26 protein-coding genes and 1 pseudogene are annotated in these 25,797 nt (G+C 68.1%); 25 read left to right on the top strand and 2 right to left on the bottom strand.

The genetic code is table 11. The features are described 5' to 3' along the window. Positions 1-100: 100 nt before the first annotated feature. On the top strand, positions 101-319 hold the full coding sequence (locus HD593_RS64125; RefSeq protein ID WP_185110861.1) for a DUF4229 domain-containing protein: 219 nt from the start codon (positions 101-103) through the stop codon (positions 317-319). On the opposite strand, the gene HD593_RS55490 is transcribed toward HD593_RS64125, so the two are convergent. Continuing rightward, entirely contained in the window at positions 316-1,521 is a 1,206-nt protein-coding gene (locus HD593_RS55490; protein ID WP_185110860.1) for a hypothetical protein, read from the bottom strand. The two genes, HD593_RS64125 and HD593_RS55490, sit on opposite strands and share 4 nt — an antisense overlap. A 107-nt stretch (positions 1,522-1,628) precedes the next feature. Between HD593_RS55490 and HD593_RS55485 the strand changes: the two genes are divergently transcribed. The 17 genes from HD593_RS55485 (at position 1,629) to HD593_RS55405 (ending at position 20,321) form a co-directional block, all read left to right on the top strand. Next, positions 1,629-2,345, top strand: coding sequence for a demethylmenaquinone methyltransferase (locus tag HD593_RS55485; protein WP_185110859.1), 717 nt, complete (start codon positions 1,629-1,631; stop codon positions 2,343-2,345). A 432-nt stretch (positions 2,346-2,777) separates the two neighbouring features. Continuing rightward, positions 2,778-4,016, top strand: coding sequence for a geranylgeranyl reductase family protein (locus tag HD593_RS55480; RefSeq protein ID WP_185110858.1), 1,239 nt, complete (start codon positions 2,778-2,780; stop codon positions 4,014-4,016). Between the two features lie 64 nt (positions 4,017-4,080). Next, complete coding sequence (locus HD593_RS55475; protein ID WP_080043646.1) at positions 4,081-4,476, top strand: NADH-quinone oxidoreductase subunit A; 396 nt, start codon at positions 4,081-4,083, stop codon at positions 4,474-4,476. A 2-nt stretch (positions 4,477-4,478) separates the two neighbouring features. Then, on the top strand, positions 4,479-5,030 hold the full coding sequence (locus HD593_RS55470) for a NuoB/complex I 20 kDa subunit family protein (RefSeq protein WP_132608802.1): 552 nt from the start codon (positions 4,479-4,481) through the stop codon (positions 5,028-5,030). Continuing rightward, entirely contained in the window at positions 5,027-5,731 is a 705-nt protein-coding gene (locus HD593_RS55465; protein ID WP_185110857.1) for an NADH-quinone oxidoreductase subunit C, read from the top strand. The genes HD593_RS55470 and HD593_RS55465 overlap by 4 nt, the downstream gene beginning before the upstream one ends. Beyond that, a complete protein-coding gene (locus HD593_RS55460; protein WP_185110856.1) occupies positions 5,728-7,053 on the top strand; it encodes an NADH-quinone oxidoreductase subunit D in 1,326 nt (441 codons plus the stop codon). Before HD593_RS55465 ends, HD593_RS55460 begins: the two co-directional genes overlap by 4 nt. Beyond that, positions 7,050-7,706: an NADH-quinone oxidoreductase subunit NuoE gene (nuoE, locus tag HD593_RS55455; RefSeq protein ID WP_185110855.1), complete on the top strand. Its 657-nt coding sequence runs from the start codon at positions 7,050-7,052 to the stop codon at positions 7,704-7,706. Before HD593_RS55460 ends, nuoE begins: the two co-directional genes overlap by 4 nt. Continuing rightward, positions 7,703-8,992, top strand: coding sequence for an NADH-quinone oxidoreductase subunit NuoF (nuoF, locus tag HD593_RS55450; RefSeq protein WP_185110854.1), 1,290 nt, complete (start codon positions 7,703-7,705; stop codon positions 8,990-8,992). Before nuoE ends, nuoF begins: the two co-directional genes overlap by 4 nt. Then, positions 8,989-11,364: an NADH-quinone oxidoreductase subunit G gene (locus HD593_RS55445; protein ID WP_185110853.1), complete on the top strand. Its 2,376-nt coding sequence runs from the start codon at positions 8,989-8,991 to the stop codon at positions 11,362-11,364. The genes nuoF and HD593_RS55445 overlap by 4 nt, the downstream gene beginning before the upstream one ends. Further along, positions 11,361-12,647, top strand: a complete 1,287-nt coding sequence (gene nuoH / locus HD593_RS55440) for an NADH-quinone oxidoreductase subunit NuoH (protein WP_185110852.1) — start codon at positions 11,361-11,363, stop codon at positions 12,645-12,647. The genes HD593_RS55445 and nuoH overlap by 4 nt, the downstream gene beginning before the upstream one ends. Beyond that, a complete protein-coding gene (gene nuoI, locus HD593_RS55435) occupies positions 12,634-13,149 on the top strand; it encodes an NADH-quinone oxidoreductase subunit NuoI (protein ID WP_148433094.1) in 516 nt (171 codons plus the stop codon). The genes nuoH and nuoI overlap by 14 nt, the downstream gene beginning before the upstream one ends. Next, entirely contained in the window at positions 13,142-13,945 is an 804-nt protein-coding gene (locus tag HD593_RS55430) for an NADH-quinone oxidoreductase subunit J (RefSeq protein ID WP_185110851.1), read from the top strand. Before nuoI ends, HD593_RS55430 begins: the two co-directional genes overlap by 8 nt. Then, positions 13,942-14,238 carry an NADH-quinone oxidoreductase subunit NuoK gene (gene nuoK / locus HD593_RS55425; RefSeq protein WP_148433096.1) on the top strand — a complete coding sequence of 99 codons (297 nt, stop codon included), beginning with the start codon at positions 13,942-13,944 and terminating at the stop codon, positions 14,236-14,238. Before HD593_RS55430 ends, nuoK begins: the two co-directional genes overlap by 4 nt. A gap of 73 nt (positions 14,239-14,311) precedes the next feature. After that, positions 14,312-16,168: an NADH-quinone oxidoreductase subunit L gene (nuoL, locus tag HD593_RS55420; protein ID WP_185112695.1), complete on the top strand. Its 1,857-nt coding sequence runs from the start codon at positions 14,312-14,314 to the stop codon at positions 16,166-16,168. Continuing rightward, positions 16,168-17,727 (top strand): NADH-quinone oxidoreductase subunit M, encoded by a 1,560-nt coding sequence (locus HD593_RS55415; RefSeq protein WP_185110850.1) that lies wholly within the window; start codon positions 16,168-16,170, stop codon positions 17,725-17,727. The genes nuoL and HD593_RS55415 overlap by 1 nt, the downstream gene beginning before the upstream one ends. Then, a complete protein-coding gene (nuoN, locus tag HD593_RS55410) occupies positions 17,724-19,316 on the top strand; it encodes an NADH-quinone oxidoreductase subunit NuoN (RefSeq protein ID WP_185110849.1) in 1,593 nt (530 codons plus the stop codon). Before HD593_RS55415 ends, nuoN begins: the two co-directional genes overlap by 4 nt. A gap of 15 nt (positions 19,317-19,331) precedes the next feature. Next, on the top strand, positions 19,332-20,321 hold the full coding sequence (locus HD593_RS55405; RefSeq protein WP_185110848.1) for a polyprenyl synthetase family protein: 990 nt from the start codon (positions 19,332-19,334) through the stop codon (positions 20,319-20,321). On the opposite strand, the gene rarD is transcribed toward HD593_RS55405, so the two are convergent. Further along, positions 20,297-21,226, bottom strand: coding sequence for an EamA family transporter RarD (gene rarD, locus HD593_RS55400; RefSeq protein ID WP_185110847.1), 930 nt, complete (start codon positions 21,224-21,226; stop codon positions 20,297-20,299). The genes HD593_RS55405 and rarD overlap by 25 nt on opposite strands. A gap of 121 nt (positions 21,227-21,347) precedes the next feature. On the opposite strand from rarD, the gene msrA reads away from it, so the two are divergent. From msrA to HD593_RS55370, 7 genes and pseudogenes are all read left to right on the top strand, one after another. Continuing rightward, positions 21,348-22,010 (top strand): peptide-methionine (S)-S-oxide reductase MsrA, encoded by a 663-nt coding sequence (gene msrA / locus HD593_RS55395; RefSeq protein WP_185110846.1) that lies wholly within the window; start codon positions 21,348-21,350, stop codon positions 22,008-22,010. Between the two features lie 244 nt (positions 22,011-22,254). Further along, positions 22,255-22,716, top strand: coding sequence for a helix-turn-helix domain-containing protein (locus HD593_RS55390; protein ID WP_312904383.1), 462 nt, complete (start codon positions 22,255-22,257; stop codon positions 22,714-22,716). Continuing rightward, positions 22,713-23,267, top strand: coding sequence for a PIN domain-containing protein (locus tag HD593_RS55385; protein WP_185110845.1), 555 nt, complete (start codon positions 22,713-22,715; stop codon positions 23,265-23,267). Before HD593_RS55390 ends, HD593_RS55385 begins: the two co-directional genes overlap by 4 nt. Positions 23,268-23,306: 39 nt before the next feature. Continuing rightward, positions 23,307-23,405, top strand: a pseudogene (locus HD593_RS62980) (peptide-methionine (S)-S-oxide reductase MsrA); the annotation flags it as partial. Positions 23,406-23,802: 397 nt separating this feature from the next. Next, on the top strand, positions 23,803-24,003 hold the full coding sequence (locus tag HD593_RS55380) for a hypothetical protein (protein ID WP_185110844.1): 201 nt from the start codon (positions 23,803-23,805) through the stop codon (positions 24,001-24,003). A 123-nt stretch (positions 24,004-24,126) separates the two neighbouring features. Further along, positions 24,127-24,606 (top strand): SigE family RNA polymerase sigma factor, encoded by a 480-nt coding sequence (locus HD593_RS55375; protein WP_185110843.1) that lies wholly within the window; start codon positions 24,127-24,129, stop codon positions 24,604-24,606. A gap of 59 nt (positions 24,607-24,665) precedes the next feature. Next, a complete protein-coding gene (locus HD593_RS55370) occupies positions 24,666-25,796 on the top strand; it encodes a hypothetical protein (protein ID WP_221525416.1) in 1,131 nt (376 codons plus the stop codon). The last annotated feature ends 1 nt before the right edge of the window (position 25,797 follow it).

The raw sequence follows: 25,797 nt of genomic DNA, 5'->3' as shown, positions 1-25,797 counted from the left end.
GTGGGTGTTTCTTTACGAAACTCCCTAACTGGGAACAGTAGCAGTGCTCGCGTCCGATGCGAAGAGCGACCGCTACGCAGGTCCGAGTAACCTCGAACCCGTGCGTCCCGTTCTCGTTTACACCGCGTCGCGGATCGGCCTGTTCGTCGTGACCCTGGGTGTCCTCTGGCTGCTAGGACTGCAAAACCCGTTCTGGCTGATCGTCATCTCATTTGTGATCAGTGGCATAGCGAGCTACGTCTTGCTGTCCAAGCAGCGCGACACCATGAGTGCGCGTCTCAGCGACAGGATCGACCGGCCGAAGCCGCACAACGACTAGGGCAGGGGGAACATGCCAATCCGGGCATGGTACTCCCGTCCGAGTCTCGTTGTGTCACTACCGACAAGTAGTCCACTGGCGTGCGCGTAAAACGCCTTCACGCCGATGCCGCGCTCCCGCGTGGGATTCCAACTGAGGGCCTTTCCGGTGCTCGGATGAATGGCACCGATGCCCGGCCGTGACACCGCCCCCGGCCCCGCGGAGTCGCGGCCCTTCGGGTTGTCCAGCCAGCGCTGGTGGCCGCCCACGTACACCGCCGCGCCGGTCACCGCGACCGCGTAGAGCGAGTCGCCTCCGGTGCTGTTCACCCAGGTGGGGCGGATGGCGGAGCCCTTGGCGTAGGTCTCGAAGCGGGCGGTCGTGTCGCACATGCCGCCCTTGGGGCCGCCGGTGGTGACGACCGCGAAGTAGCGGCCGTCGGGGGAGAAGTCGAGGCCGCGTACGTAGGAGGGGAACGAGCTGCTGCACCTGCGCGCGTACGCCTCGGTGCGCCACGGCGCCACCCTGGCGGCCGCCCCGCCGATGTCGATCAGCCCGAGCTGCGGGCGGGAATGGCCGTCGAGCGTGGTGAACGTGCCGTCCACCGCGAGCCTGCGGCCGGAGACCGCCAGCGCGTAGATCTTCACCCGCGAGGTCAGCGGTGCGCCAGGCTCGATGTCGAAGCCCGCGTCGGGCGTGCCGGTGGTGGCGTCCAGCCTGGCCAGCGCCGGGCGCGGGCTGGTGAAGTCGCCGCCGACGTAGAGGTCGGGACCCTGCCTGGCCAGCGCGGTCACCATGCCGCCGCCGATGCGCGGCTGGAAGCCGGGAACCAGGGCGCCGTCGGCCAGCTTGAGCCTGGCCAGGCCGCGCGCCCTGCGGTTGTCGACGCCGTGGAACTCCCCGCCGACGTAGACGGTGCCGCCGTCGCCGGCCGCCAGGCCGTAGACGGGGCCGGCCATGCTCGGCGCGAACCCGGGCAGGACGCGTCCGGTCACCAGGTCGTACGCGAACAGGTTGTCGCGCGGGTGGACCGTGGTGCGGGAGGCGTCGCTCACTTCGCTGAACGATCCGCCGACGACGACCGTGCGGCCGACGACGACGATGGCGTTGACGATGCCGTCGAGCACGTGGGGGGTGCTGTCGATCGGGTCGGCCGACACGACGCGCGAGTGCGGGACGGGGGCCGAGGCGATGATCGCCGCAAGGGCGACACGGGCAAGCATTCGCCAATATCTAGCAGACGTTCGGTAGTCATGCTGCTACTTTCCGTTGATTGTCCCGGATGGGCATGACCGCGTACCCGCAGGCGGGCCCCAATAAGGTGTGAGGCATGACGCGCGCTCAGTTGGACAAACAGCCGGACGAGGTCGCCGCGATGTTCGATCGCACCGCCCGGCGCTACGACCTGGTCAATGACGTGATCTCCCTCGGCCAGGTGCGGCTCTGGCGCAAGGCGGTGGCCGCCGCCGTGGACGCGGGGCCCGGGGAGCTCGTGCTCGACCTGGGGGCGGGCACGGGCACGTCCACCGACTCCTTCACCACGCTGGGCGCGCGGGCGATCGCCTCCGACTTCTCGCTCGGCATGCTCGGCACGGGGGTGCGGCGGCACGGCGGCAACTCGCTGTCGGGGCCCGGCGTGCCGTTCATCGCGGGTGACGCGATGCGGCTGCCGTTCGCCGACGAGGTGTTCGACGCGGTGACGATCTCGGTGGCGCTGCGCAACGTGCACGACACCTCCCAGGCGCTGCGGGAGATGCTGCGGGTGACGAAGCCGGGTGGGCGCCTGGTGATCCTGGAGTTCTCGCACGTGACGTTCGGGCCGTTCGACCTGGTCTACCGCGAGTACCTGATGCGGCTGCTGCCGCAGGTGGCCAAGGTGTTCGGGTCCAACGACGACTCCTACGAGTACCTGGCCGAGTCGATCAGGGACTGGCCCGACCAGCCGACGCTGGCCCGCACCATCCAGGAGGCCGGGTGGGAACGCGTGGCCTGGCGCAATCTCACGATGGGGATCGTCGCCATGCACCGGGGGTTCAAGCCCGCTTAATCGCCGCGCGGCGAAAACCTCATTTCCAGCCGGCCCGCATTCCATTTCCGCAGAGGAAATCATCGATTTTCGCTCGGGCGCGACCGCAGCCCGGCGAGGAAGCGTCTCGAGACGGCATCGCCTCACCGGGCGGGCTCTGATCGTCCAGGGGGCTGCTGCTAGCGTGACGATCATGACTGCGCGGCCTCAGGCGACACGCCGTCCTCATGGATCACAGAACCGCACCCCGACTGCCACTATGTACAGGAAAAGCAGTAGACTGCGGGCCGGTAAGTTTGTGAAGGGGTTCACAAAGGAACGAAGGCGCGACACCCCACGGCCTTCGAGCGTGTAGGGACAGGACAGTCCAGTGACCGTGCCAACAGCCATACCTCGAGCGCAGGAGCTCGCCGCGAGAGAGCGAAGCCAACGAGTGGCGAAGCGGGCGCGACCATGAACACTGATGACGCGGACGTCATCGTCGTCGGCGCCGGTCCCGCCGGTTCCGCAACCGCCTTTTACCTCGCACAGGCCGGGCTCGACGTGCTCCTCCTGGAGAAGACCAGGTTCCCGCGCGAGAAGGTCTGCGGCGACGGCCTGACCCCCCGTGCGGTCAAGCAGTTGCAGAACATGGGCGTCGACATCGACGCACCCGGCTGGATCAGGAACAAGGGCCTGCGCGTCGTCGGCGGCGGCCTGCGCTTCGAGCTCGACTGGCCGCAGTTGGAGCGGTTCCCCGACTTCGGGCTCGTCCGCACCCGCCAGGACTTCGACCAGATCGTCGCCGCCAACGCGGTCAAGAACGGCGTGCGCCTCATGGAGGGCGTCACCGTCACCGGCCCCGTGCTCGACGACCGCAGCGGCCACATCGTGGGCGTGACCACCAAGGACGGCCGCGAGTTCCGCAGCCGCCTGGTCGTGGCGGCCGACGGCAACAGCACCCGCCTGGCCCTGGGCATGGGCCTGCACAAGCGGGAGGACCGCCCGATGGGCGTGGCCGTGCGGACGTACTTCGAGAGCCCGCGCCACGACGACGACTACCTGGAGACCTGGCTGGAGCTGTGGGACGGCGACACGCTGCTGCCCGGCTACGGCTGGGTGTTCGGCGTCGGCGACGGCACCTCCAACGTGGGCCTCGGCCTGCTCAACACCAGCTCACAGTTCGGCAACATCGACTACCGCGACCTGCTGCGCCGCTGGTGCCGGTCGATGCCGCAGGAGTGGGGCTTCACCGAGGAGAACATGACGGGCCCGATCCGCGGCGCCGCGCTCCCGATGGCCTTCAACAGGCAGCCCCACTACACCCGCGGCCTCCTGCTCGTCGGAGACTCCGGCGGTTCGATCAACCCGTTCAACGGCGAGGGCATCGCCTACGCCATGGAGACCGGGGAGATCGCCGCCGAGGTCATCGCCAAGGCCCTCAGGGACACCACCCCCGCGCAACGCGAGCGGATCCTGCGGACCTATCCTCAGACGCTGAAGGACGCCTACGGCGGATATTTCACGCTCGGGAGGTTGTTCGTCGAGGCGATTGGGAAGCCGGGTGTGATGAGCTTCGGCACCAGGCACGGGCTCCCTCACCCGAGGCTGATGCGCTTCGCGCTCAAACTCCTTGGTAATCTCACCGACCGGCGAGGCGATGCGTCCGACATGATCATCAACGCACTCTCAAAGGTCGCGCCATCAGCATGAATCCCGCAATCAACAGATCCGGCTGCGCGCCCGCGCGCGCGGCGACTCCAGAGGAGGCGTAGCGATGGACCTTTACGTGCCCATCCTGGTGCTCGCCGTTCTCGCGGGGGGCTTCGCGATCTTCTCGGTCGCCATCGCTCCCTTCACCGGTCCCAAGCGCTGGAACCGCGCCAAGCTCGACGCCTACGAATGCGGCATCGAGCCCACGCCCCAGCCTGTCGGTGGTGGACGGTTCCCGCTCAAATACATGATCACGGCGATGCTCTTCATCGTCTTCGACATCGAGATCATCTTCCTTTACCCGTGGGCCGTCTCGTTCGCTCCGCAGACGGACGACCTCGGCCGCGTGCTCTCCTCGGGCCTTGGCCTGTTCGCGCTCGTCGAGATGCTGCTGTTCATCGTCACCGTGCTCGTCGCCTACGCGTACGTGTGGCGCCGCAAGGGTCTGGACTGGGACTGAAAATGGGACTTGAAGAAAAACTCCCCAGCGGGTTCATCCTCAGCACGGTCGAAGCGGCCGCGGGGTGGGCGCGGAAGAACTCCGTGTGGCCGGCGACGTTCGGTCTCGCGTGTTGCGCCATCGAGCTGATGGCCACCGGTGGCCCCCACTACGACCTGGCGCGCTTCGGTATGGAGCGCGCTTCGGCGTCTCCCCGGCAGGCCGACCTCATGATCGTGGCCGGGCGGGTGTCGCAGAAGATGGCGCCCGTGCTGCGCCAGATCTACGACCAGATGGCCGAGCCGAAGTGGGTCATCTCCATGGGCGTGTGCGCCTCCAGCGGCGGCATGTTCAACAACTACGCCATCGTGCAGGGCGTCGACCACGTCGTCCCCGTCGACATCTACCTGCCGGGCTGCCCGCCGCGGCCCGAGATGCTGATCGACGCGATCGTGAAGCTGCACGACAAGATCCAGAACATGAAGTTCGGCGCGCACCGGGCCAAGCAGATCGAGGAGCTCGAGCTGCAGGCGCTGCGCACGCTGCCGCTGATCGACCAGGGGGCCGCGAAGTGACCTCGCCCGACAACCTGCCCGGCAGCCCCGAGGGCGGCGAGACGCCGGAGGCCGCGGTCCCCGCGGTGCCCGAGGCGCCCATCGCGCGGCACGGCATGTTCGGCGCCCAGGACAGCGGTGACACCTCCGGTTACGGCGGCCTCGTCGTGCGCAGGGCGCCGCAGATCTCGACGCCGCGCCCGTACGGGAGCTACTTCGACGAGCTCGTCGACACCCTGGCGATGGACGACGCGATCGAGCGCGTGGTCGTCGACCGCGGCGAGCTGACCCTGCACGTCAGGCGTGAGCGCCTGGTGGAGGTCTGCCAGAAGCTGCGCGACGACCCGGCCCTGCGGTTCGAACTGTCGACCGGCGTGTCCGGCGTGCACTACCCGCACCTGGCCGGCGAGGAGCTGCACGCGGTCATCCACCTGGTGTCGATCACCCACAACCGGCGCGTGCGCGTCGAGGCGAGCGCGCCGGACTCCGACCCGCACATCCCATCGACGGTCAGCGTTTACCCTGGTCACGACTGGCACGAGCGCGAGACGTACGACTTCTTCGGGATCATCTTCGACGGTCACCCCGCGCTCACCCGGATCATGATGCCGGACGACTGGGACGGCCACCCGCAGCGGAAGGACTACCCGCTCGGCGGCATCCCGGTCGAGTACCGCGGCGCCACCATCCCCGCGCCTGACCAGAGAAGGAGCTACTCATGAGCACCGCTTATGACGAGGCGACCGAGGGCAAGGTCTATTCGGTCAACGGCGCTGACTGGGACCAGGTCGTCACCGGCGTGCGCGACTCCGAGGAGGAGCGCCTGGTCGTCAACATGGGCCCGCAGCACCCGTCCACGCACGGCGTGCTCCGGCTGGTGCTGACGCTCGACGGCGAGACGGTCACCGAGGCGCGCGGCGTCATCGGCTACCTGCACACCGGCATCGAGAAGAACATGGAGTACCGGACGTGGACCCAGGGGACCACGTTCGTGACCCGCATGGACTACCTCTCGCCGATCTTCAACGAGACGGCGTACTGCCTCGGTGTGGAGAAGCTGCTCGGCATCACCGACCGCGTGCCCGAGCGGGCGCAGGCCATCCGCGTGATGATGATGGAGCTCAACCGCATCGCCTCGCACCTGGTGGCGATGGGCACGTTCGGCATGGAGCTGGGCGCGACCACGCCGTTCCTGTTCGGGTACCGCGATCGTGAAATGATCATGGACCTGTTCGAGTACATCACCGGCCTGCGCATGAACCACGCCTACATCCGCCCCGGCGGCGTGAGCGTGGACCTGCCCGCCGGCGCGGTGGACAAGGTCGGCGAGTTCCTCAAGGAGATGCCCAAGCGGATCAAGGACATCCGCAAGCTCCTCGACGAGAACCCCGTCTACGTGCGCCGCACCAGGGACGTGGCCTACCTCGACCTGACCGGCTGCATGGCGCTCGGCGTCACCGGGCCCATCCTGCGCGCCGCCGGCCTGCCGTGGGACCTGCGCAAGTCGCAGCCCTACTGCGGTTACGAGACCTACGAGTTCGACGTCCCCACCGAGCGCGGCTGTGACGTGTACTCGCGCTACCTCGTCCGCATGAGGGAGATGGAGGAATCCCTCAAGATCATCGAGCAGGCGCTGGACCGCATCGCCGGTCCGCTCAAGGGCGACCCGGTCATGATCGAGGACAAGAAGATCGGCTGGCCCGCGCAGCTCGCGCTCGGCCCCGACGGGTTCGGCAACTCGCCTGACCACATCGCGCACATCATGGGCACCTCCATGGAGGCCCTCATCCACCACTTCAAGCTGGTGACCGAGGGCTTCAGGGTGCCGGCCGGGCAGGCGTACGCCAGCATCGAGTCGCCCAAGGGCGAGCTCGGCGCCCACGTGGTCAGCGACGGCGGCACGAGGCCGTACCGCGTGCACTTCCGCGAGCCGTCCTTCTGCAACCTGCAGAGCTTCCCCGCGATGGCGGAGGGCGGCCAGGTCGCCGACGTGATCGCCGCGGTGGCTTCTATCGACCCCGTCATGGGAGGTGTGGACCGGTGACTTATTCACCGGAGATCCGTGAGCGTCTGGAGCGGGACGCCAAGGAGATCATCGGGCGTTACCCGAAGACGCGGTCCGCCCTGCTGCCGCTGCTCCACCTCGTGCAGTCCGAGGACGGTTACGTCTCGGACGACGGCCAGGAGTTCTGCGCGGAGATGCTCGGCCTCAGCAAGGCCGAGGTCACGGGCGTGGCCACCTTCTACACCATGTACAAGCGCAAGCCCGCCGGCGAGTACCACGTCGGCGTGTGCATCAACGCGCTGTGCGCGGTCATGGGCGGCGACCAGATCTGGGAGGAGCTCTCCGAGCACGTCGGCGTCGGTCACGAAGAGGCGACCGCCGACGGCAAGATCTCGCTGGAGCGCCTGGAGTGCAACGCGGCCTGCGACTTCGCGCCGGTCATGATGGTCAACTGGGAGTTCTTCGACAACCAGACGCCCGAGTCGGCCAAGCAGCTCGTCGACGACCTGCGTGACGGCAAGGACGTGGCGCCCACGCGCGGCCCCAAGAAGCTGTGCACGTTCAAGCAGGCCTCGCGCGTGCTCTCCGGCCTGCCCGACGAGCTCGCGGGCGAGGGCCCGTCGGCCGCCGGCGCCTCGCTGGAGGGCCTGAAGGTCGCCAAGGCCAAGGGATGGAAGGCACCGGAGGCATGAGCACCACTTTGACACCGGTCCTGACCGCGAACTGGGACCAGCCCAACTCCTTCACCCTCGACTCCTACGGCGAGTACGAGGCGGCGAAGAAGGCCCTGGGCATGGACCCCGACGCGGTCATCCAGGCCGTCAAGGACTCGGGCCTGCGCGGCCGCGGCGGCGCGGGCTTCCCCACCGGCATGAAGTGGGGCTTCATCCCGCAGGGCGACGGCAAGCCGCACTACCTCGTCGTCAACGCCGACGAGTCGGAGCCGGGCACCTGCAAGGACATCCCGCTCATGATGGCCAACCCGCACGCGCTGGTCGAGGGCATCATCATCACCTCGTACGCGATCCGGGCCAACCACGCCTTCATCTACGTGCGCGGCGAGGTGCTGCACGTCATCCGGCGGCTGCACGCGGCCGTGCGGGAGGCGTACGAGAAGGGTTACCTCGGCACCGACATCTTCGGCTCCGGCTACGACCTGGAGCTCGTCGTGCACAGCGGCGCGGGCGCCTACATCTGCGGCGAGGAGACGGCGCTGCTGGACTCGCTGGAAGGCTTCAGAGGTCAACCGCGGCTCAAGCCCCCGTTCCCGGCCGTGGCGGGCCTGTACGCCTCGCCTACTGTCGTGAACAACGTCGAGTCGATCGCGTCTGTTCCCTCGATCATCGCCAACGGCGCCGAGTGGTTCGCCGGGATGGGCACCGAGAAGTCCAAGGGCTTCGGCATCTTCTCCCTCAGCGGCCACGTCACCAGGCCCGGCCAGTACGAGGCCCCGCTCGGCATCACGCTGCGAGAGCTGCTCGACATGGCCGGCGGCATCCGCGAGGGGCACCAGATCAAGTTCTGGACCCCGGGCGGCTCCTCCACGCCGATCTTCACCGACGAGCACCTCGACGTGCCGCTCGACTTCGAGGCGGTCGGCGCCAAGGGCTCCATGCTCGGCACCCGCGCGCTGCAGATCTTCGACGAGACCACCTGCGTGGTCCGCACGGTGCTGCGCTGGACCGAGTTCTACGCCCACGAGTCCTGCGGCAAGTGCACGCCCTGCCGCGAGGGCACGTACTGGCTCAAGCAGGTGCTCAAGCGCCTGGAGAAGGGCCAGGGCACCGAGGAGGACCTGGCCACGATCACCGACATCGCGGACAACATCCTGGGCCGCTCGTTCTGCGCGCTGGGTGACGGCGCGACGAGCCCGATCCACTCCTCGGTGAAGTACTTCCGCGAGGAGTACCTCAAGCACTTCGAGATCGGCGGTTGTCCGTTCGACCCGAAGAAGTCCACTCTCTGGGGTGAGCAGTGACCGTCGTAGAGACAGAAGTGAACCTGGTGACCCTGACCATCGACGGGTTCCAGGTCAGTGTTCCCAAGGGCACGTTGATCATCAGGGCCGCCGAGCTGCTGGGCATCCAGATCCCCAGGTTCTGCGACCACCCGCTGCTCGACCCGGCCGCCAACTGCCGGCAGTGCCTGGTCGACATCCCCGACGCGGGCAACGGCCGCGGCTTCCCCAAGCCGCAGCCGTCGTGCGCGATCGAGGTCGCCGAGGGCATGGTGGTGCAGACCCAGCTCACCTCGCCCGTCGCCGAGAAGGCGCAGCGCGGGGCCATGGAGCTGCTGCTCATGAACCACCCGCTGGACTGCCCGGTCTGCGACAAGGGCGGCGAGTGCCCCCTGCAGAACCAGGCCATGTCCAACGGCCAGGGCGAGTCCCGCTTCCAGGAGCAGAAGCGCACCTTCCCCAAGCCGCTGCCGCTGTCGACGCAGGTCCTGCTCGACCGCGAGCGCTGCGTCCAGTGCGCGCGCTGCATCCGCTTCTCCGACCAGATCGCCGGTGACCCGCTCATCGAGTTCTTCGAGCGCGGCGCCAAGGAGCAGGTGCGTACGGCCGAGGGCAAGCCGTTCAACTCCTACTTCTCCGGCAACACGGTGCAGATCTGCCCGGTGGGCGCGCTCACCGGGGCCGCATACCGGTTCCGGGCCCGGCCGTTCGACCTGGTGTCCACGCCGAGCTCGTGCGAGCACTGCGCCGGCGGCTGCGCCCTGCGCACCGACCACCGGCGCGGCCGGGTCACCCGCCGCCTGGCGGGCAACGACCCGCAGGTGAACGAGGAGTGGAACTGCGACAAGGGCCGCTGGGCGTTCACCTACGCGCAGCAGCCCGACCGGCTCAAGCAGCCGCTGGTCCGCAACGAGGAGGGCGTGCTCGTGCCCGCCTCGTGGCCGGAGGCGCTGGCGGTGGCCGCCGAGGGCCTGGCCAAGGCCCGCGGCAAGGCCGGCGTGCTGGTCGGCGGCCGTGTCACGGTCGAGGACTCCTACGCCTACGCCAAGTTCGCCAGGCTCGCGCTCGGCACCAACGACATCGACTTCCGCGCCAGGCCGCACTCCGCCGAGGAGGCGCAGTTCCTGGCCCACTCGGTGGCCGGCAAGGGCATCGAGATCAGCTACACCGACCTCGAGAACGCCCCGCACGTGCTGCTCGTCGGCCTGGAGGCCGAGGAGGAGTCGCCGATCCTCTTCCTGCGCCTGCGCAAGGCGTGGCGGAAGAAGGGCCTCAAGGTCACCTCGATCGCGCCGTTCGCCTCGCCCGGCCTGGTGAAGATGGGCGGCACGCTCGTCCGCACCGCCCCCGGCGCCGAGGCCGACGCGATCGGCGACCTGGTCGGCACGCTGGCCGCGGGCACGATCGTGCTGGCCGGCGAGCGGCTGGCCACCGTGCCGGGCGCGCTGTCCGCGGTCGTCCGCCTCGCCGCCGCCTCCGACGCCAGGATCGCCTGGATCCCGCGCCGGGCCGGTGAGCGCGGCGCCGTCGAGGCCGGCGCGCTGCCCAACCTGCTGCCGATCGGCCGCCCCGTGGACGACGAGAGCGCCAGGGCCGAGGTCGCCAGGGCGTGGAACGTGGCCTCGCTGCCCGCCACGCTCGGCCGCGACACCTCCGGCATCCTGGCCGCCGCCCGCGACGGCGAGCTGGACGCGCTGGTCGTCGCCGGCGTCGACCCCTACGACCTGCCGGACCCGGCGGCGGCGCTCGAAGCTCTGGAGCACACGCCGTTCATCGTCAGCCTGGAGATCCGCGCCAGCGCCGTCACCGACCGCGCCGACGTGGTCCTGCCCGTCGCCGCGGTGCAGGAGAAGGGCGGCACGTTCGTCAACTGGGAAGGCAGGGGCCGCTCGTTCGAGGCGCCGCTGAAGGTGCCCGGTTTGCAGTCGGACCTGTCCGTGATCGGCAACCTGGCCGACCGGATGGACGTGCACCTGGGCCTGCCGGACGCCAAGGCCGCCCGGCGCGAGCTGTCCAGCCTCGGCTCGTGGCGCGGCAGCCGCGTCAGCGCGCCGGTCGCCCTGCCCCGCGCCCTGGACATGCCGGAGCAGGGGCAGGCGCTGCTGGCCACCTGGCACCTGCTGCTCGACGAGGGCAGGCTGCAGGACGGCGAGCCGTACCTCGCGGGCACCGCCCGCACCGCCGAAGCGCTGGTCTCGGAGAGCACCGCCGCCGAGCTGGGTGTCACGGACGGCGACAAGCTCGTCGTCGGTGAGAACGTCACCCTGCCGGTGCGCGTCGCCGACCTGCCCGACCGCGTGGTCTGGGTGCCGGCGAACTCCGGCGGCTGCTCGGTCACGCGTGACCTGCGCGCGGTGGCCGGCGACATCGTCACCATCGGGAGCGCCTCATGAGTCCCACCCTGGAGAACTTCGGCCACGATCCGCTCTGGATCACCATCATCAAGGCCGTGATGCTGTTCGCCTTCCTGATGCTGGGCATCCTGTTCGGCGTCTGGTTCGAGCGCAAGCTGATCTCGCGGATGCAGCACCGCTACGGCCCCAACCGGGCCGGCAAGTTCGGCCTGCTGCAGTCCGTGGCCGACGGCCTGAAGATGGGTCTGAAGGAGGACCTCTTCCCGCGGACCGTGGACAAGGTGCTGTACCTGCTGGCGCCGGTGATCATGGTGGTGCCGGCGTTCCTGGCCTTCTCCATCGTGCCGTTCGGGCCGGTGGTGAACCTGTTCGGGGTGGAGACGCCGCTGCAGCTTGTGGACCTGCCGGTGGCGGTGCTGTTCATGCTGGCCATGGGTGCGGTGTCGGTGTACGGGGTGGTGCTGGCCGGGTGGTCGTCGCGCTCGCCGTACGCGCTGCTGGGCGGGCTGCGGTCGGCGGCCCAGGTGGTCTCTTATGAGATCGCGATGGGGTTGTCGTTCGTGGCGATCTTCCTGTTCGCCGGGACGCTGTCCACCTCCGAGATCGTCAAGGCGCAGGAGCAGACCTGGTTCGCGGTGCTGCTGATCCCGTCGTTCCTGGTGTACGTGGTGTGCATGTTCGGTGAGGCCGCGCGCATCCCGTTCGACCTGCCGGAGGGCGAGGGCGAGCTGGTCGGCGGGTTCCAGACGGAGTACTCCTCGTCGCTGAAGTTCGCGCTCATCATGATGGGCGAGTACCTGCACACCTTCACCGCCTCGGGCATCGCGGTCACCCTGTTCCTGGGCGGCTGGCGGGCGCCGGCGCCGATCTCCACGTTCTGGGAGGGCGCCAACCAGGGCTGGTGGCCGGTGTTGTGGTTCTTCATCAAGTTCGTGCTGACGTTCTGCTTCATCGTGTGGGTGCGCGCGTCGCTGCCGCGGGTGCGCTACGACCAGCTGATGTCGCTGGGCTGGAAGGTGCTGATCCCGGTCAACCTGGCCTGGATCCTGCTGGTGGCCGCCGTGCGCAACGTGGTGGTCAACGACCAGAACCGGACGCTCGGCATCGGGCTCGGCGTGGTCATCGTGATCGCCGCGCTGGCCATCTGGATGCGCTTCGACACCGTCAACCAGCGGCGCAAGGAAGCCAGGAAGGCACAGGTGGAGGCCGAGTTCGAGGAACTGTCCGAGGAGCCGACGGCCGGTGGCTTCCCTGTGCCGCCGCTCGACCTGCCGCACTACCACGGGGTGCAGCACAAGGAGATTCCCAGTGGGACTAACTGATTGGCTGAACCCCGTCAAGGGCTTCGGGGTCACCTTCCACACGATGTTCAAGAAGCCCGTCACGACGAACTACCCGGAGGAGAAGAAGCCCACGGCTCCTCGCTTCCACGGGCGTCACCAGCTCAACCGCTGGCCCGACGGGCTGGAGAAGTGCGTCGGGTGCGAGCTGTGCGCCTGGGCGTGTCCGGCCGACGCGATCTACGTCGAGGGTGCGGACAACACCGAGGAGGAGCGCTTCTCGCCGGGCGAGCGTTACGGGCGCACGTACCAGATCAACTATCTGCGGTGCATCCTGTGCGGCCTGTGCATCGAGGCCTGCCCGACCCGCGCGCTCACCATGACGAACGAGTACGAGCTCGCCGACACCAACCGCGAGAGCCTCATCTACACCAAGGAGATGCTGCTCGCGCCGCTGACCCAGGGCATGGAGCAGCCGCCGCACCCCATGCGGCTCGGTGAGACCGAAGAGGACTACTACCGGCTGGGGCGGACCAATGGGTGAGACCATCACTTTCTGGGTGCTGGCCGTCGTCTCCGTCGGCGCCGCACTCGGCATGGTCTTCAACCGCAAGGCCGTGTACTCCGCGCTGATGCTCGGCACCGTGATGCTCTGCCTGGCCGTCCTGTACGCGGTGCAGGACGCGCCCTTCCTGGCGGCGGTGCAGATCATCGTCTACACCGGCGCGATCATGATGCTGTTCCTGTTCGTGCTCATGCTCGTGGGCGTGGACTCCTCCGACTCGTTCGTGGAGACGCTCAAGGGACAGCGCGTCTGGGCGGTCCTGGCGGCCCTGGGCTTCCTGGCGCTGATCGTGCTGGCCGTCGGCAACGCGATCTTCGCTCCCCAGGCCGGGCTGGCACAGGCCACCGGGCAGGGCGGCTACATCCGCTCGATCGCGCTGCTGCTGTTCACCAAGTACGTCTTCGCGTTCGAGATCACCTCGGCCCTGCTGATCACCGCCGCGCTGGCCGCGATGGTGCTCGCGCACCGCGAGAAGCTCACCGAGAAGGCCACGCAGAAGGACCTGTCCCGCGCCCGGTTCCTCGGCGACCACCCGTCGCCGCTGCCGGGCCCCGGCACCTACGCCAGGAGCAACGCCATCGACATGCCGGCGCTGCTGCCCGACGGTTCGGTCGCCGAGACCTCGGTCAACCGCTACATCGCGCGCTACGACGTCGAGCACGACCACCTGCCCGAGGACCCGAAGCTCGCCGACGCGATCAAGCACACGGCCGAGCTCGACGAGGCGCCGACCGAGGCGGAGAAGGACGCCGAGACCAATGAGGTGACCAAGTGACGACGCACTACCTCGTCCTGTCCGGCATTCTCTTCGCCATCGGCGCCATGGGCGTGCTGATCAGGCGTAACGCGATCGTGGTGTTCATGTGCGTGGAGCTCATGCTCAACGCCTGCAACCTGGCCTTCGTCACCTTCTCCAGGCAGGTCGGCAACCTGGAGGGCCAGATCATCGCGTTCTTCGTGATGGTGGTGGCCGCGGCCGAGGTCGTGGTCGGCCTGGCCATCATCGTGACGATCTTCCGAACCCGCAGGTCAGCGTCCGTCGACGACGCGAACCTGCTGAAGTACTAAGAGGTGACTGGTGGAATCTCATATCGCTGAGATCGTCCAGCACACCGGTGGAGTGATCGGCAACGCCTGGCTGATGATCGCGTTCCCGCTCGTCGGGGCGCTCATCCTGCTGGTGTTCAACCGGTTCACCAACCGCTGGGGCCATCTGCTGGGCGTGGCCATGTCCCTCGCCTCGTTCGTCGTGGCGGTGCTGGCGTTCTTCGAGCTGATCGGGTTCGGGGCGGAGGAGCGCCGCCGGGCGGTGCACCTGTTCGAGTTCATTCCCGGCATGCCGGGTCAGTCGGCCATGGTCGACATGGGGCTGCTCATCGACCCCCTGTCCATCAGCTTCGCGCTGCTGATCACCGGTGTGGGCTCGCTGATCCACATCTACTCGATCGGCTACATGGCCCACGACGAGCACCGGCGCAGGTTCTTCGCCTACCTGAACCTGTTCGTGGCCGCGATGCTCCTGCTGGTGCTGGCCGACAACTATGTCGGCCTGTTCATCGGCTGGGAGGGCGTCGGCCTGGCCTCGTACCTGCTGATCGGGTTCTGGCAGTTCAAGCCGTCGGCGGCGGTCGCGGCCAAGAAGGCGTTCGTCGTCAACCGCGTCGGTGACTTCGGCCTGCTGGTCGGCATGTTCGTCATCTGGACCACGTTCGGCTCGCTCGCCTTCAAGGACATCCCGGTCAACGGTGCCGAGAGCGGCACCACGCTCGCCATCGGCCTGCTGCTGCTCCTCGGCGCCTGCGGCAAGTCGGCGCAGCTCCCGCTGCAGTCCTGGCTTCTGGACGCCATGGAGGGCCCGACCCCGGTCTCGGCCCTCATCCACGCCGCGACCATGGTCACCGCCGGCGTCTACCTGGTGGTCCGCTCCGGGGCGTTCTTCTTCCCCGAGGGCTCGGGCGCTGCGCTCGCCGTCGCCATCGTCGGCGCGGCCACGCTGCTCGCCGGTGCGATCATCGGTTGCGCCAAGGACGACATCAAGAAGGGCCTGGCCGGCTCGACGATGTCGCAGATCGGCTACATGATGCTCGGCGCGGGCCTCGGCCCGGCGGGGTACGCCTTCGCGATCGGCCACCTGATCACGCACGGCTTCTTCAAGGCCGACATGTTCCTCGGCGCCGGCTCGGTCATGCACGGCATGAACGACGAGGTCGACATGCGCAAGTACGGCGCCCTGCGCAAGGTCATGCCGATCACGTTCATCACGTTCTTCATCGGCTACCTGGCGATCATCGGGTTCCCGCTGCTGTCCGGTTACTTCACCAAGGACGGCATCATCGAGACCGCGGTGCACCACCAGCCGATCCTGGGCTGGCTGGCCGTGCTCGGCGCCGGCATCACCGGCTTCTACATGTCGCGGATGGTCTTCATGACCTTCTTCGGCCAGAAGCGGTGGGCCGACGACGCGCACCCGCACGAGTCGCCGCTCGTCATGACGGTGCCGCTGATGATTCTCTCGCTGGGCGCGCTCGGCCTGGGTGCCTACCTGGTGCTCAGCAACCGGCTCCTGCTGTTCCTGGCTCCGGCCGTGGGTCAGCCAGAGGAACTGCCGCACTTCGCCCCGTTCGCCCCGTCCGGTCTGGCCACGCTGGGGCTGGTCGCGGTCGGCGCGATCATCGCCTGGATGAAGTACGGCCGGGTCGAGGTGCCGTCGGTGCAACCGCGCGGCTCCTTCGTCACCACGTTCGCCCGGCGCGACCTCTACGGTGACGCGCTCAACGAGTCGCTCTTCATGCGTCCCGGCCAGTGGCTGACCCGGCTCGCGGTGTTCTTCGACAACCGCGGCATCGACGGGATCGTCAACGGCCTGGCGGCGGGCATCGGCGGCAGCTCCGGGCGCCTGAGGCGGGTCCAGACGGGCTTCGCCAGAACGTACGCGCTGTCCATCTTCATCGGTGCCGCCCTGCTGACCGGCGCCCTGCTCCTCGTTGGGAACATCTGATGTCACCCTGGCTCCCGATACTCATGGCGGTGCCCGTGGTGGGCGCCGTCGTGGTGGCCCTGCTTCCCAAGGGCAGTGACAAGCTGGCCAAGCAGGTAGCGCTGCTCGTCTCGCTGCTGGTGCTGGTCCTCACGGGCGTCGTGGCCGCCGGGTTCAAGCCGTCCGGCGACCGCTTCCAGTTCGTCGCCGAGTACAACTGGATCCCGAGCTTCGGCGTGAAGTTCGGGGTCGGCGTGGACGGCGTGGCCCTGGTGCTCATCGCGCTGTCGGCGGTGCTGGTGCCGATCGTCATCCTGGCCTCCTGGCACGACGCCGACGGCGTCAAGACCGCCGACGGCACGCTGATCACGCCCAAGCGGTCGGTCAAGACGTACTTCTCGCTGCTGCTCGTCCTGGAAGCGATGATGATCGGCGTCTTCGCGGCGACCGACATCTTCCTGTTCTACGTCTTCTTCGAAGCCATGCTGATCCCGATGTACTTCATGATCGGGTCGTACGGCGGCGCCCAGCGGTCCTACGCGGCCGTCAAGTTCCTGCTGTATTCGCTCTTCGGCGGCCTGCTCATGCTGGTCGCGGTCATCGGGCTGTACTTCGTCGCGGGCAAGCAGACGTTCATGTTCCCCGAGCTCGTCGGGGCCATCCAGGACCCGGTCATGCAGAAGTGGCTGTTCGCCGGCTTCTTCATCGCCTTCGCCATCAAGGCGCCGCTGTGGCCGGTGCACACCTGGCTGCCCGACGCGGCCGCCCAGGCCCCGGCCGGCGCCGCGGTGCTGCTGGTGGGCGTGCTGGACAAGGTCGGCACGTTCGGCATGCTGCGCTTCTGCCTGGAGCTGTTCCCCGACGCCGCCAAGGCGTTCACGATGCCGATCGTCGTCCTGGCGGTCATCAGCATCATCTACGGCGCCATCGTGGCCATCGGCCAGACCGACATGAAGCGGCTCATCGCCTACACGTCGATCTCGCACTTCGGCTTCATCGTCCTGGGCGTGTTCGCCATGTCGGACGTCGCCCAGTCCGGCGCGGCGCTCTACATGGTCAACCACGGCTTCGCCACCGGCGCGCTGTTCCTGGCGGCGGGCTTCCTCATCGCCAGGCGCGGGTCGCCGTTCATCAGCGACTACGGAGGCGTGCAGAAGGTCGCGCCGGTGCTCGCGGGCTTCTTCCTGGTCGCCGGTCTGGCCGGGCTCTCGCTGCCGGGCCTGTCGTCGTTCGTCAGCGAGTTCATGGTGATGATCGGCACGTACTCCAGCCAGGCGCACGGCTCCGGCGCGCTGACGGTGGCCGCGATCATCTCGGCGGTGGCCGTCATCCTCGCGGCCGTCTACATCCTGTGGATGATCCAGCGCACCATGAACGGGCCGACGGCCGAGCCGGTCAAGGCGTTCAAGGACCTGAACGCCCGCGAGGTCTGGGTGCTGGCTCCGCTGGTCGCCCTCATCATCGGCTTCGGCTTCTTCCCCAAGCCGCTGCTCGATGTGATCAACCCGTCTGTGCAACAGACGCTGACCAACGTGAAGGTGCCCACCTCCACCATCGCTGAGAAGGGGACAGGTCAGTGAACCCCGCCATCGAAGCGCCGACGATCGAGTACGGCACGCTGGCGCCGCTGCTGATCATCTTCGGCGCGGCCTGCATCGGCGTGCTCGTCGAGGCGTTCGCGCCGCGCTACCTGCGCAAGTCCATCCACGTGCCGCTCACCCTGCTGAGCCTGGCCGGCGCGTTCGCGCTGGTCCTGGTCCAGACGGTACGCGGCCAGGTGTCCACCACGCCCTCCGCCATGGGCGCGATCGCCGTGGACGGCCCCTCGCTGTTCATCTGGGGCATCATCCTCGTCCTGTCGTTCGTCTGCGTGCTGCTGATCAACGACGAGGGGCACTTCGTGGCCTCCGCCGCGGCCGTGCCGGGCAGCGCCGACGAGGAGGAGGCCGAGGCCCACGACAACGGCACCGGCCACACCGAGGTCTACCCGCTGGTCCTGTTCGCCGTGGGCGGCATGCTGCTCTTCCCGGCCGCGCACGACCTGCTGATGATGTTCGTGGCCCTCGAGGTCATGTCGCTGCCGCTGTACCTGCTGTGCGGCCTGGCCCGCAGGCGCCGCCTCCTGTCGCAGGAGGCGTCGATGAAGTACTTCCTGCTGGGCGCCTTCTCCTCGGCGTTCTTCCTGTACGGCACCGCGATGATCTACGGCTTCGCGGGCACCGTCTCGCTGCCGGGCATCAACCAGGCCATGGCCGCGGGCAACGCGCTCGACCCGCTGCTGCTGATCGGGTTCGCGATGCTCGGCGTGGGCCTGCTGTTCAAGATCGGCGCCGCGCCGTTCCAGGCCTGGAAGCCGGACGTCTACCAGGGCGCTCCGACCCCGATCACCGCTCTCATGGCCTCCGGCACGCTCGTGGCGGCCGTCGGGGCCGTGCTGCGGGTGTTCTGGGTCGGGCTGGGCAACCTCGACTGGGAGTGGCGGCCGGTCATCTGGGCCGTCGCCGCGCTCACGATGATCGTCGGCTCGATCCTGGCGATCACGCAGACCGAGATCAAGCGCATGCTGGCGTACTCGTCCATCGCGCACGCCGGCTTCCTGCTGGTCGGCGTGATGGCCACGTACGGCAGCGCCCAGCAGAACGCCGGCTCGCTCAAGGCGATCCTGTTCTACCTGGCGGTCTACGGCATCGCCACCGTCGGCGCGTTCGCCGTGCTGACGCTGGTGCGCGACCCGGGCGGCGAGGCGGGGCACCTGTCCCGCTGGGCCGGGCTCGGCAAGCGCGCGCCGCTGCTGTCCGGCGTGTTCGCCTTCTTCCTGCTCGCCTTCGCCGGCATCCCGCTGACGAGCGGCTTCATGGGCAAGTACGCCATCTTCGCCGCCGCCCTGAACAGCGGCACGCAGCCAGGCGACTCCATGGGCGGCTGGATGGCCGGACTGGTCGTGGTGGGCGTGGTCGCCTCCGCGGTCGCCGCGTTCTTCTACGTCCGCGTGATCGTGCTGATGTTCTTCAGCGAGCCGGCGGCCGACGGCCCGGCCGTGGCGGCCCCCAGTATGGGGACCGTGGCAGTCATCGCGGTTTCGCTGCTGGTTACCGTAGGGGTGGGGCTCTATCCGGAGTCCGTGCTCGGTGTCGCCAACGACGCTGCCAGCAGCCTGTTCATCAGATAGACAAGGGGATCTCGTATGTCTGCGCCACCCGTGGTTGACCTTCCCATTGCGGACGAGCGGTTGGCGCAGGACGTGGCCAACGGACTGGCCGCAGTCGAGAAGCTCCTGCGCTCGTCGGTGGAGACGGAGGACGCCTTCGTCACCGAGGTGTCCAAGCACCTCATCGAGGCGGGCGGCAAGCGGTTCCGTACGCTGATGGTGCTGCTGGCCGCCCAGTTCGGCGACCCGTCGGCGCCGGGCGTGGTGCCCGGCGCCGTGGTCATCGAGCTGACCCACCTCGGCTCGCTCTACCACGACGACGTCATGGACGAGGCCCCGGTCCGCCGGGGCTCCCCGTCCGCCAACGCCCGGTGGGACAACACCGTGGCGATCCTCACCGGCGACTACCTGTTCGCGCAGGCGTCCGACCTGCTGGCCGACCTGGGTCCCGAGCTGATCCGCATCCAGGCGCAGACGTTCTCCCGGCTCGTCCAGGGACAGATCCGCGAGACCATCGGCCCGCGCGCCGACGAGGACCCGATCGCCCACTACCTCGGCGTCCTGGCCGACAAGACCGGCTCGCTCATCGCCGCCTCCGGCCGCTTCGGCGCGCTGCTGTCGGGTTCCCCCGCGGACGTGGAGGAGCGCCTCAGCCGCGCCTGCGAGGCGATCGGCGTGGCGTGGCAGCTCGGCGACGACCTGCTGGACGTGGCCTCCTCCGGCGCCCAGTCGGGCAAGACCCCCGGCACGGACCTGCGGGAGGGCATCAAGACCCTGCCGGTCCTGTACGCGCTGGCCGCCGGCGACTCCCCGCGCCTGACGGCCCTGCTGTCGGGCCCCGTGGCCGAGGAGGACGTCGAGGAGGCGCTCACCCTGCTGCGCGCCCACCCCGGCATGGCGCGGGCCCGGGCGGAGCTGGGAGCCTGGGTGGACCGCGCCCGGACCGACATCTCGGGCCTGCCCGACATCCCGGCCAAGGACGCGTTCCTGGCGCTCTGCGACTACGTGGTCGAGCGCTCCGGCTGAAGCAGCGCCTGCGCTCTACGGGCGGTACGGGTCTTCCGTGCCGCCCGCAGGCTGTCGTACGTGAAGACGGCCAGCGCCAGCCACACGATCGAGAACCCGATCCACCGGCTCGACGGCATGACCTCCTTGGCGATCAGCACCCCGCACCCGAACTGCAGGATCGGCGCGATGTACTGCAGCAGCCCGATGGTGCTCAGCGGCACGCTGATGGCCGCCGCGCCGAAGCAGAGCAGCGGAACGGCCGTGATGACGCCCGCCCCCACCATCAGCAGCACGTGCCGGGCGCCCTCCTGCCCGAACGTGGCCTGCCCCGCCACCTGGAGGAACCCGAGGTAGCCGAGGGCGGGCAGCAGCAGGACCAGCGTCTCGACGGCCAGGCTCTCGGTGGCGGCCACGTTCGCCTTCTTCTTGACCAGCCCGTAGACGCCGAAGCTGAAGGCCAGCGTGAGCGCGATCCAGGGCAGGCGCCCGTAGTCGAGCGTCAGCACCAGCACCGCCAGCGCGCCGAACCCGACCGCCACCCACTGCAGGCCGCGCAGCCGCTCGCGCAGCAGCACCACCCCGAACAGCACGTTGACCAGCGGGTTGATGAAGTAGCCGAGGGCACTCTCCACGACGTGGCCGGTGTTGACGGCGTAGATGTAGGTGCCCCAGTTGACGGTGACGAAGATGGCGGCGAGGGTCAGCAGGCCGAGCTTCTTCGGTTGGCGGACGATCTCCTTGACCCAGCCCCAGTGCTTGCGCAGAGCCAGCACGGCGACGACGACCACCAGCGACCACACCATCCGGTGGGCGAGGATCTCGACGGCTCCGGAAGGTCTGAGCAGAGGCCAGTAGAGGGGGAACAGCCCCCACATGGTGTAGGCGGCGATCCCGAAGAACACGCCACGCCGAAGGTCAGGCATGTCTACCATTGTCGGGCCTTACCACCTTTAATCACAAATTTCATGCACTAAGTGGAAATGTGTAGACCTTCTTAACTGTCGGCGTGTGTAGGCTGGAGACTGACCTGTGGAGGTGGCGGCTATGGGCTGGCTGTTCGGCGGCAACAAGACATCGATGGTCCGACCCGAGGACGCCCTTCCGGGCCGCCCCGACCCCATCCCCGTCCCGGCCCGCCACGCCGTCCTCGACGCTCCTCTCGCCCCGCCGTACCCGGAGGGCCTGGAGATCGCCGACTTCGGCCTCGGCTGCTTCTGGGGCGCCGAGCGCAAGTTCTGGCAGACGCCCGGCGTCTACACGACGGCGGTCGGCTACCAGGGCGGCTACACGGCGAACCCGACGTACGAGGAGGTCTGCAGCGGCCTCACGGGTCACACGGAGGCCGTCAGGGTCGTCTTCGACCCGGCCCGGGTGTCGTACGAGCAGCTCCTGAAGGTCTTCTGGGAGTCCCACGATCCCACCCAGGGCATGCGCCAGGGCAACGACGTCGGCACCCAGTACCGGTCGGCGATCTACTATCACTCGCCTGAGCAGCAGCAGGCGGCTGAGGAGGCGCGGGAGGCGTACCAGAGGGTGCTGAAGGAGGCCGGCTACGGCGAGATCACCACGCAGATCGCCCCGGCCGGGCCGTTCCACTTCGCCGAGGACTATCACCAGCAATATTTGTACAAAGTGCCCAATGGGTACTGCGGCATCGGCGGCACGGGCGTGGCCTGCCCTGTGGGTCTGACGTCCGGCGAGGCATAGATCGCGGAGAGCCGGGCTCCAGCTCCTGATCCCCGGCCTGTCGGTGTTGATCAAGAGCTAGGGCTTCTTCGTCGCACCGACCTCGCAGAGACCCGCATCTTCTTCGCTCTTCGGACCTCTGACGCAGCGGTATGTCCATGGTCCTGCTGACGACCGTTCTCGACTGTGTCCGCCTCTGAGTCGCCAGCGATGTCGCTTGCGTTTATTTCGTTTGTTGCGGATACTTCGAAGAGGGGGTGACGTCGTGGGTGACGTGCAGGCCAAGAGAGTCCGGCCGGGAAGTATCGACGCCGAGGTGGCTGGCCGCGCGGTACGCCGGATCAAGGATTACCTGATGCAGTATCCCGAGCAGCCGACCGTACAGGTCGTCGGTGAGCACGGAGACGATGACCCCTTGATCCTGCCTCGCGAAGCCGTGAGTCTGCTGGCCTTCATCCTTGCCCAAGCAGCCGAAGGACGCGGAGTCACGGTGATTCCGTCGGATGCTGAGCTGACGACACAGCAAGCGGCGGACATGTTGAACGTCTCGCGCCCGTATGTCATCAAACTTCTGGAGACGGGGGAAATTCCCTTCCGGTTGATTGGTAAGCACCGCCGGATCAAGTGCGAGGATCTCCAGGAATACAAGCGTCGCGACGACGCCAAGCGCCGAGCTGCGGCGGATGAGCTCGCTGCGCTGGGGCAAGAGCTGGGCATCCGAGGATGACTCTTGTGGTGATCTACGACGCGAACGTGTTGTACGGCAACACGCTGCGGGACCTGCTCATCCGCCTCGCCATGACCGGACGGGTGCAAGCCAGGTGGACCAACAGCATTCTCGACGAGATGCAGCGCAACCTCGCCGCCAACCGGCCCGACATTCCTGCAGAGAAGCTCGACAAGCTTCGCTCCCTGATGAATTCCGCTGTCCGAGACTGCCTCGTCGAGGGGTATGAGCCACTGATCGAAGGACTGAAACTTCCCGACGCCGATGATCGGCATGTGCTGGCTGCGGCGATCAAGGTGGGCGCAAGGGTCATCGTTACGTCGAATCTCAAGGACTTCCCTGCCGACTACGTGACTCCGTGGGATATCGAGGTGAAGTCGCCCGACGACTTCGTGCTGGACCAAATCGATCTGGACGGAAGGGTCGTCTGGGCTTGTGTGCAGCAGATCGCGGACTCACGGATCAGTCCGCCGGAGACCGTTGACGATGTGCTCGACGCCTTGGAGGCGGCGGGCCTCGTCGAAGCGGTCGCTGCCCTTCGAGCCGGTTGAAGTCCTCCCACGCTGGTTCTGTAGCGCGAAGTGAAGTGCTACCACCAGCAGTACTTGTTCAAGGTGCCGGACGGGTATTGCGGGATCGGCGGCACGGGCGTCACCTGCCCTGTCGGCCTGACGTCCGGTGAGGCGTGATGCAGGCGGAGTGCCTGAAGAGCTTGATGTAGTCGGGCTTGGCAAGCCGACGCATGGTGGCAAATGGGACGTTCGTTTCGGTGCTGGCGAGGCCGTCCGGGGCGGGAAGAGCTGTGCCGTCACGTCTTGGCCAATACGCGTCGATGCTTCGAGACGTTGCGGGCTGATCCTCGCACGGGCGCCGGTCACGATCGGCACCATCGTCTACGTGGCGACCTCGCTACTCATCGTCACAACGGCAAGGATCTGGAGCAGTGGGAGTTCGAGGTCACCAGCGGCGGTCGCGTGCGACATGTCGTTGACGACACCACTCGTACCGTCTGGGTGATCTACGCATCACCCCGACACCCCAAGGACACGGAATAGGCGGTCATTGCTGCGTGGAACCGAGTGCTCGGTGGGGCGCGACCGGTCTGACTTGATTCACGTTGGGTGGATCAAAGAGGAGAACGCGAGGGTCTTCTGCGAGATCCCCGCGTCGCTCGCCGGGTACGAGTTCGATGATCTCGACTGGCAGGCGGCTGGGTATGCGCTGCCCGACACCGATGATGAGCAGGAAGAACGCTGGCCTGCGACGTTGCCGCCGCGTACGGCCTGAGCCGGGCATCGCCCTCGGCATGACCACCGTGCCCCACCCTCGTCTTCGGCGAGTTGCCGGATGATGCAACATCCAAGGGGTCCTGATGCGTCTCTGACGGGATGAACGAGAGGATCCCCCTTCGTGGATGACGCGCCGGATTTCGCGGACTTCGCCGCCAATCGGGGCCATGCGTTGTTCCGCTACGCCTACATGCTCACCGGCAACCCGCACGACGCCGCCGACCTCGTGCAGGAGGCGATGATGCGGCTGCGCGGCTCGTGGTCGCGCGTGCATCGCAAGCACAACCCGGAGAGCTACGTGAAGACCACGATCGCCCGGCTGCACATCTCCATCTGGAGGCGGCGCAGGCGTGAACACCTGGTGTGGGAGGTGCACGAGCGGCCGCAGCCGGTGGCGGAGTCGCCGTTGGACCTGTGGGACGAGCTGGCGAAGCTGCCCAAGCGTCAGCGGGCCGTGCTTGTCCTGCGTTACTACGAGGACCGGTCGGATGTGGAGATCGCCGAGATGCTCGGCATTTCTCCGGGAACCGTGCGGAGCCAGGCGTCCCGTGCCCTGGACAAGCTGCGCGCCACCGTCACCCAGCCGAGGAGCCTGCAATGATCGATGTTGAAGAGGCTTTGCGTCGTACGTTCGCCCGCGCGGAGGAGCGGGTGCCGGCCGTGCCGCCGGAGCTGTTGCGGCGGATGACCGTGCCGCAGGCCCGGCGCGGACGCCGGGGGCTGGTGCTGGCGGGTGTGGCGGCGACCGGGCTCGTGATCGGGGTGACGGCGGTCGTGGTGGAGCGGGCTTCCGGGCCGGAGCCTGCCGTCACGCCGCAGCCCGCCGTGACGGTGAGGCCGACGCCGCGGATCGAGGGGTCACGGGTCGTGGAGGAGGTCGCGCCGCCGTTGGAGCAGGCGCTGCCCGCGGTGGTCGCCGAGGTGCCGCGGAAGGTTCCGGGTGGTCGGGCCTTCACGCCGAAGTTGTTCATCGATGCGCGCACCATGCTGGGATACGTGTCGAAGCAGGGCTACGATCCTGCGCCTGAATTGTGGGCTTATCGCCTGGATTCGCGGACGTTCCGGCGGCTGGCCACCCTCGACAGTCCCATCGCGCCGGTGAACTCGCCGGCGGTGGGCGAAGGGGTGATCGCCTGGTTCAAGTACGTGAAGCGGGACATCCACATCATGACGGTCCCGGTGACGGGGGGCACGCCCCGCACGGTGGTGTCGTTCCCGGCCGAGCGGGATGTGGACAAGGTGAACGGCGACAGCGTCTACGGTGTCGACCTGGCCATCGGGGACGGCAAGATCTTCTGGTCGTCGACCAAGTCGGGCGGGGTCCATCAGGTTCCGGTGCGGGGCGGCGAGCCGTCGTTCGTGCCGGGCACGGAGAAGCTCCGGCTCTTCCGCTGGCCCTGGGCCGGGCGGGCCAACGACCGCTGGGTGGGCATGAGGGAGCTGCTCAACCTGAGCACCGGGGCGCGGCCCGACGACCCCCCGCAGGCGCTCTGCGACGTGACCTGGTGCTTCACCGACGATCAGGCGATCCGCCGCGACGGCAGCCGCGTCGTGGATCTTCCGGGCAACCATCCCCGATCGCTCGTGGCCGATCGTTTCGTCACCATCAGCCAGGTCGACAAGCAGGGACGGAAGGCCGAGGCGGTCTTCGATCTCGAGACGTCACGGGCCGGCAGGTTGTGGATCACCGACATCCACAAGGCCTCCCCGACCCTCTACGTCAGCACGGACACGCTCCACTTCAAGCGTGGGGACAACTGGCTCGTCATCCACGACAGCACAGCCGGTTAGG

The organism is Nonomuraea rubra, from assembly GCF_014207985.1.
GTDB classification, from domain to species: domain Bacteria; phylum Actinomycetota; class Actinomycetes; order Streptosporangiales; family Streptosporangiaceae; genus Nonomuraea; species Nonomuraea rubra.
This window is presented reverse-complemented; position numbering and strand designations above follow the sequence as displayed.

What these genes read in the sequence shown, in the direction of transcription:
- HD593_RS55490 (WP_185110860.1), bottom strand. Translation starts at nt 1,521, where the DNA reads ATGCTTGCCCGTGTCGCCCTTGCGGCGATCATCGCCTCGGCCCCCGTC.
- HD593_RS55485 (WP_185110859.1), top strand. Translation starts at nt 1,629, where the DNA reads ATGACGCGCGCTCAGTTGGACAAACAGCCGGACGAGGTCGCCGCGATG.
- HD593_RS55480 (WP_185110858.1), top strand. Translation starts at nt 2,778, where the DNA reads ATGAACACTGATGACGCGGACGTCATCGTCGTCGGCGCCGGTCCCGCC.
- HD593_RS55475 (WP_080043646.1), top strand. Translation starts at nt 4,081, where the DNA reads ATGGACCTTTACGTGCCCATCCTGGTGCTCGCCGTTCTCGCGGGGGGC.
- HD593_RS55470 (WP_132608802.1), top strand. Translation starts at nt 4,479, where the DNA reads ATGGGACTTGAAGAAAAACTCCCCAGCGGGTTCATCCTCAGCACGGTC.
- HD593_RS55460 (WP_185110856.1), top strand. Translation starts at nt 5,728, where the DNA reads ATGAGCACCGCTTATGACGAGGCGACCGAGGGCAAGGTCTATTCGGTC.
- nuoF (WP_185110854.1), top strand. Translation starts at nt 7,703, where the DNA reads ATGAGCACCACTTTGACACCGGTCCTGACCGCGAACTGGGACCAGCCC.
- nuoH (WP_185110852.1), top strand. Translation starts at nt 11,361, where the DNA reads ATGAGTCCCACCCTGGAGAACTTCGGCCACGATCCGCTCTGGATCACC.
- HD593_RS55430 (WP_185110851.1), top strand. Translation starts at nt 13,142, where the DNA reads ATGGGTGAGACCATCACTTTCTGGGTGCTGGCCGTCGTCTCCGTCGGC.
- nuoL (WP_185112695.1), top strand. Translation starts at nt 14,312, where the DNA reads ATGATCGCGTTCCCGCTCGTCGGGGCGCTCATCCTGCTGGTGTTCAAC.
- HD593_RS55415 (WP_185110850.1), top strand. Translation starts at nt 16,168, where the DNA reads ATGTCACCCTGGCTCCCGATACTCATGGCGGTGCCCGTGGTGGGCGCC.
- HD593_RS55405 (WP_185110848.1), top strand. Translation starts at nt 19,332, where the DNA reads ATGTCTGCGCCACCCGTGGTTGACCTTCCCATTGCGGACGAGCGGTTG.
- rarD (WP_185110847.1), bottom strand. Translation starts at nt 21,226, where the DNA reads ATGCCTGACCTTCGGCGTGGCGTGTTCTTCGGGATCGCCGCCTACACC.
- msrA (WP_185110846.1), top strand. Translation starts at nt 21,348, where the DNA reads ATGGGCTGGCTGTTCGGCGGCAACAAGACATCGATGGTCCGACCCGAG.
- HD593_RS55385 (WP_185110845.1), top strand. Translation starts at nt 22,713, where the DNA reads ATGACTCTTGTGGTGATCTACGACGCGAACGTGTTGTACGGCAACACG.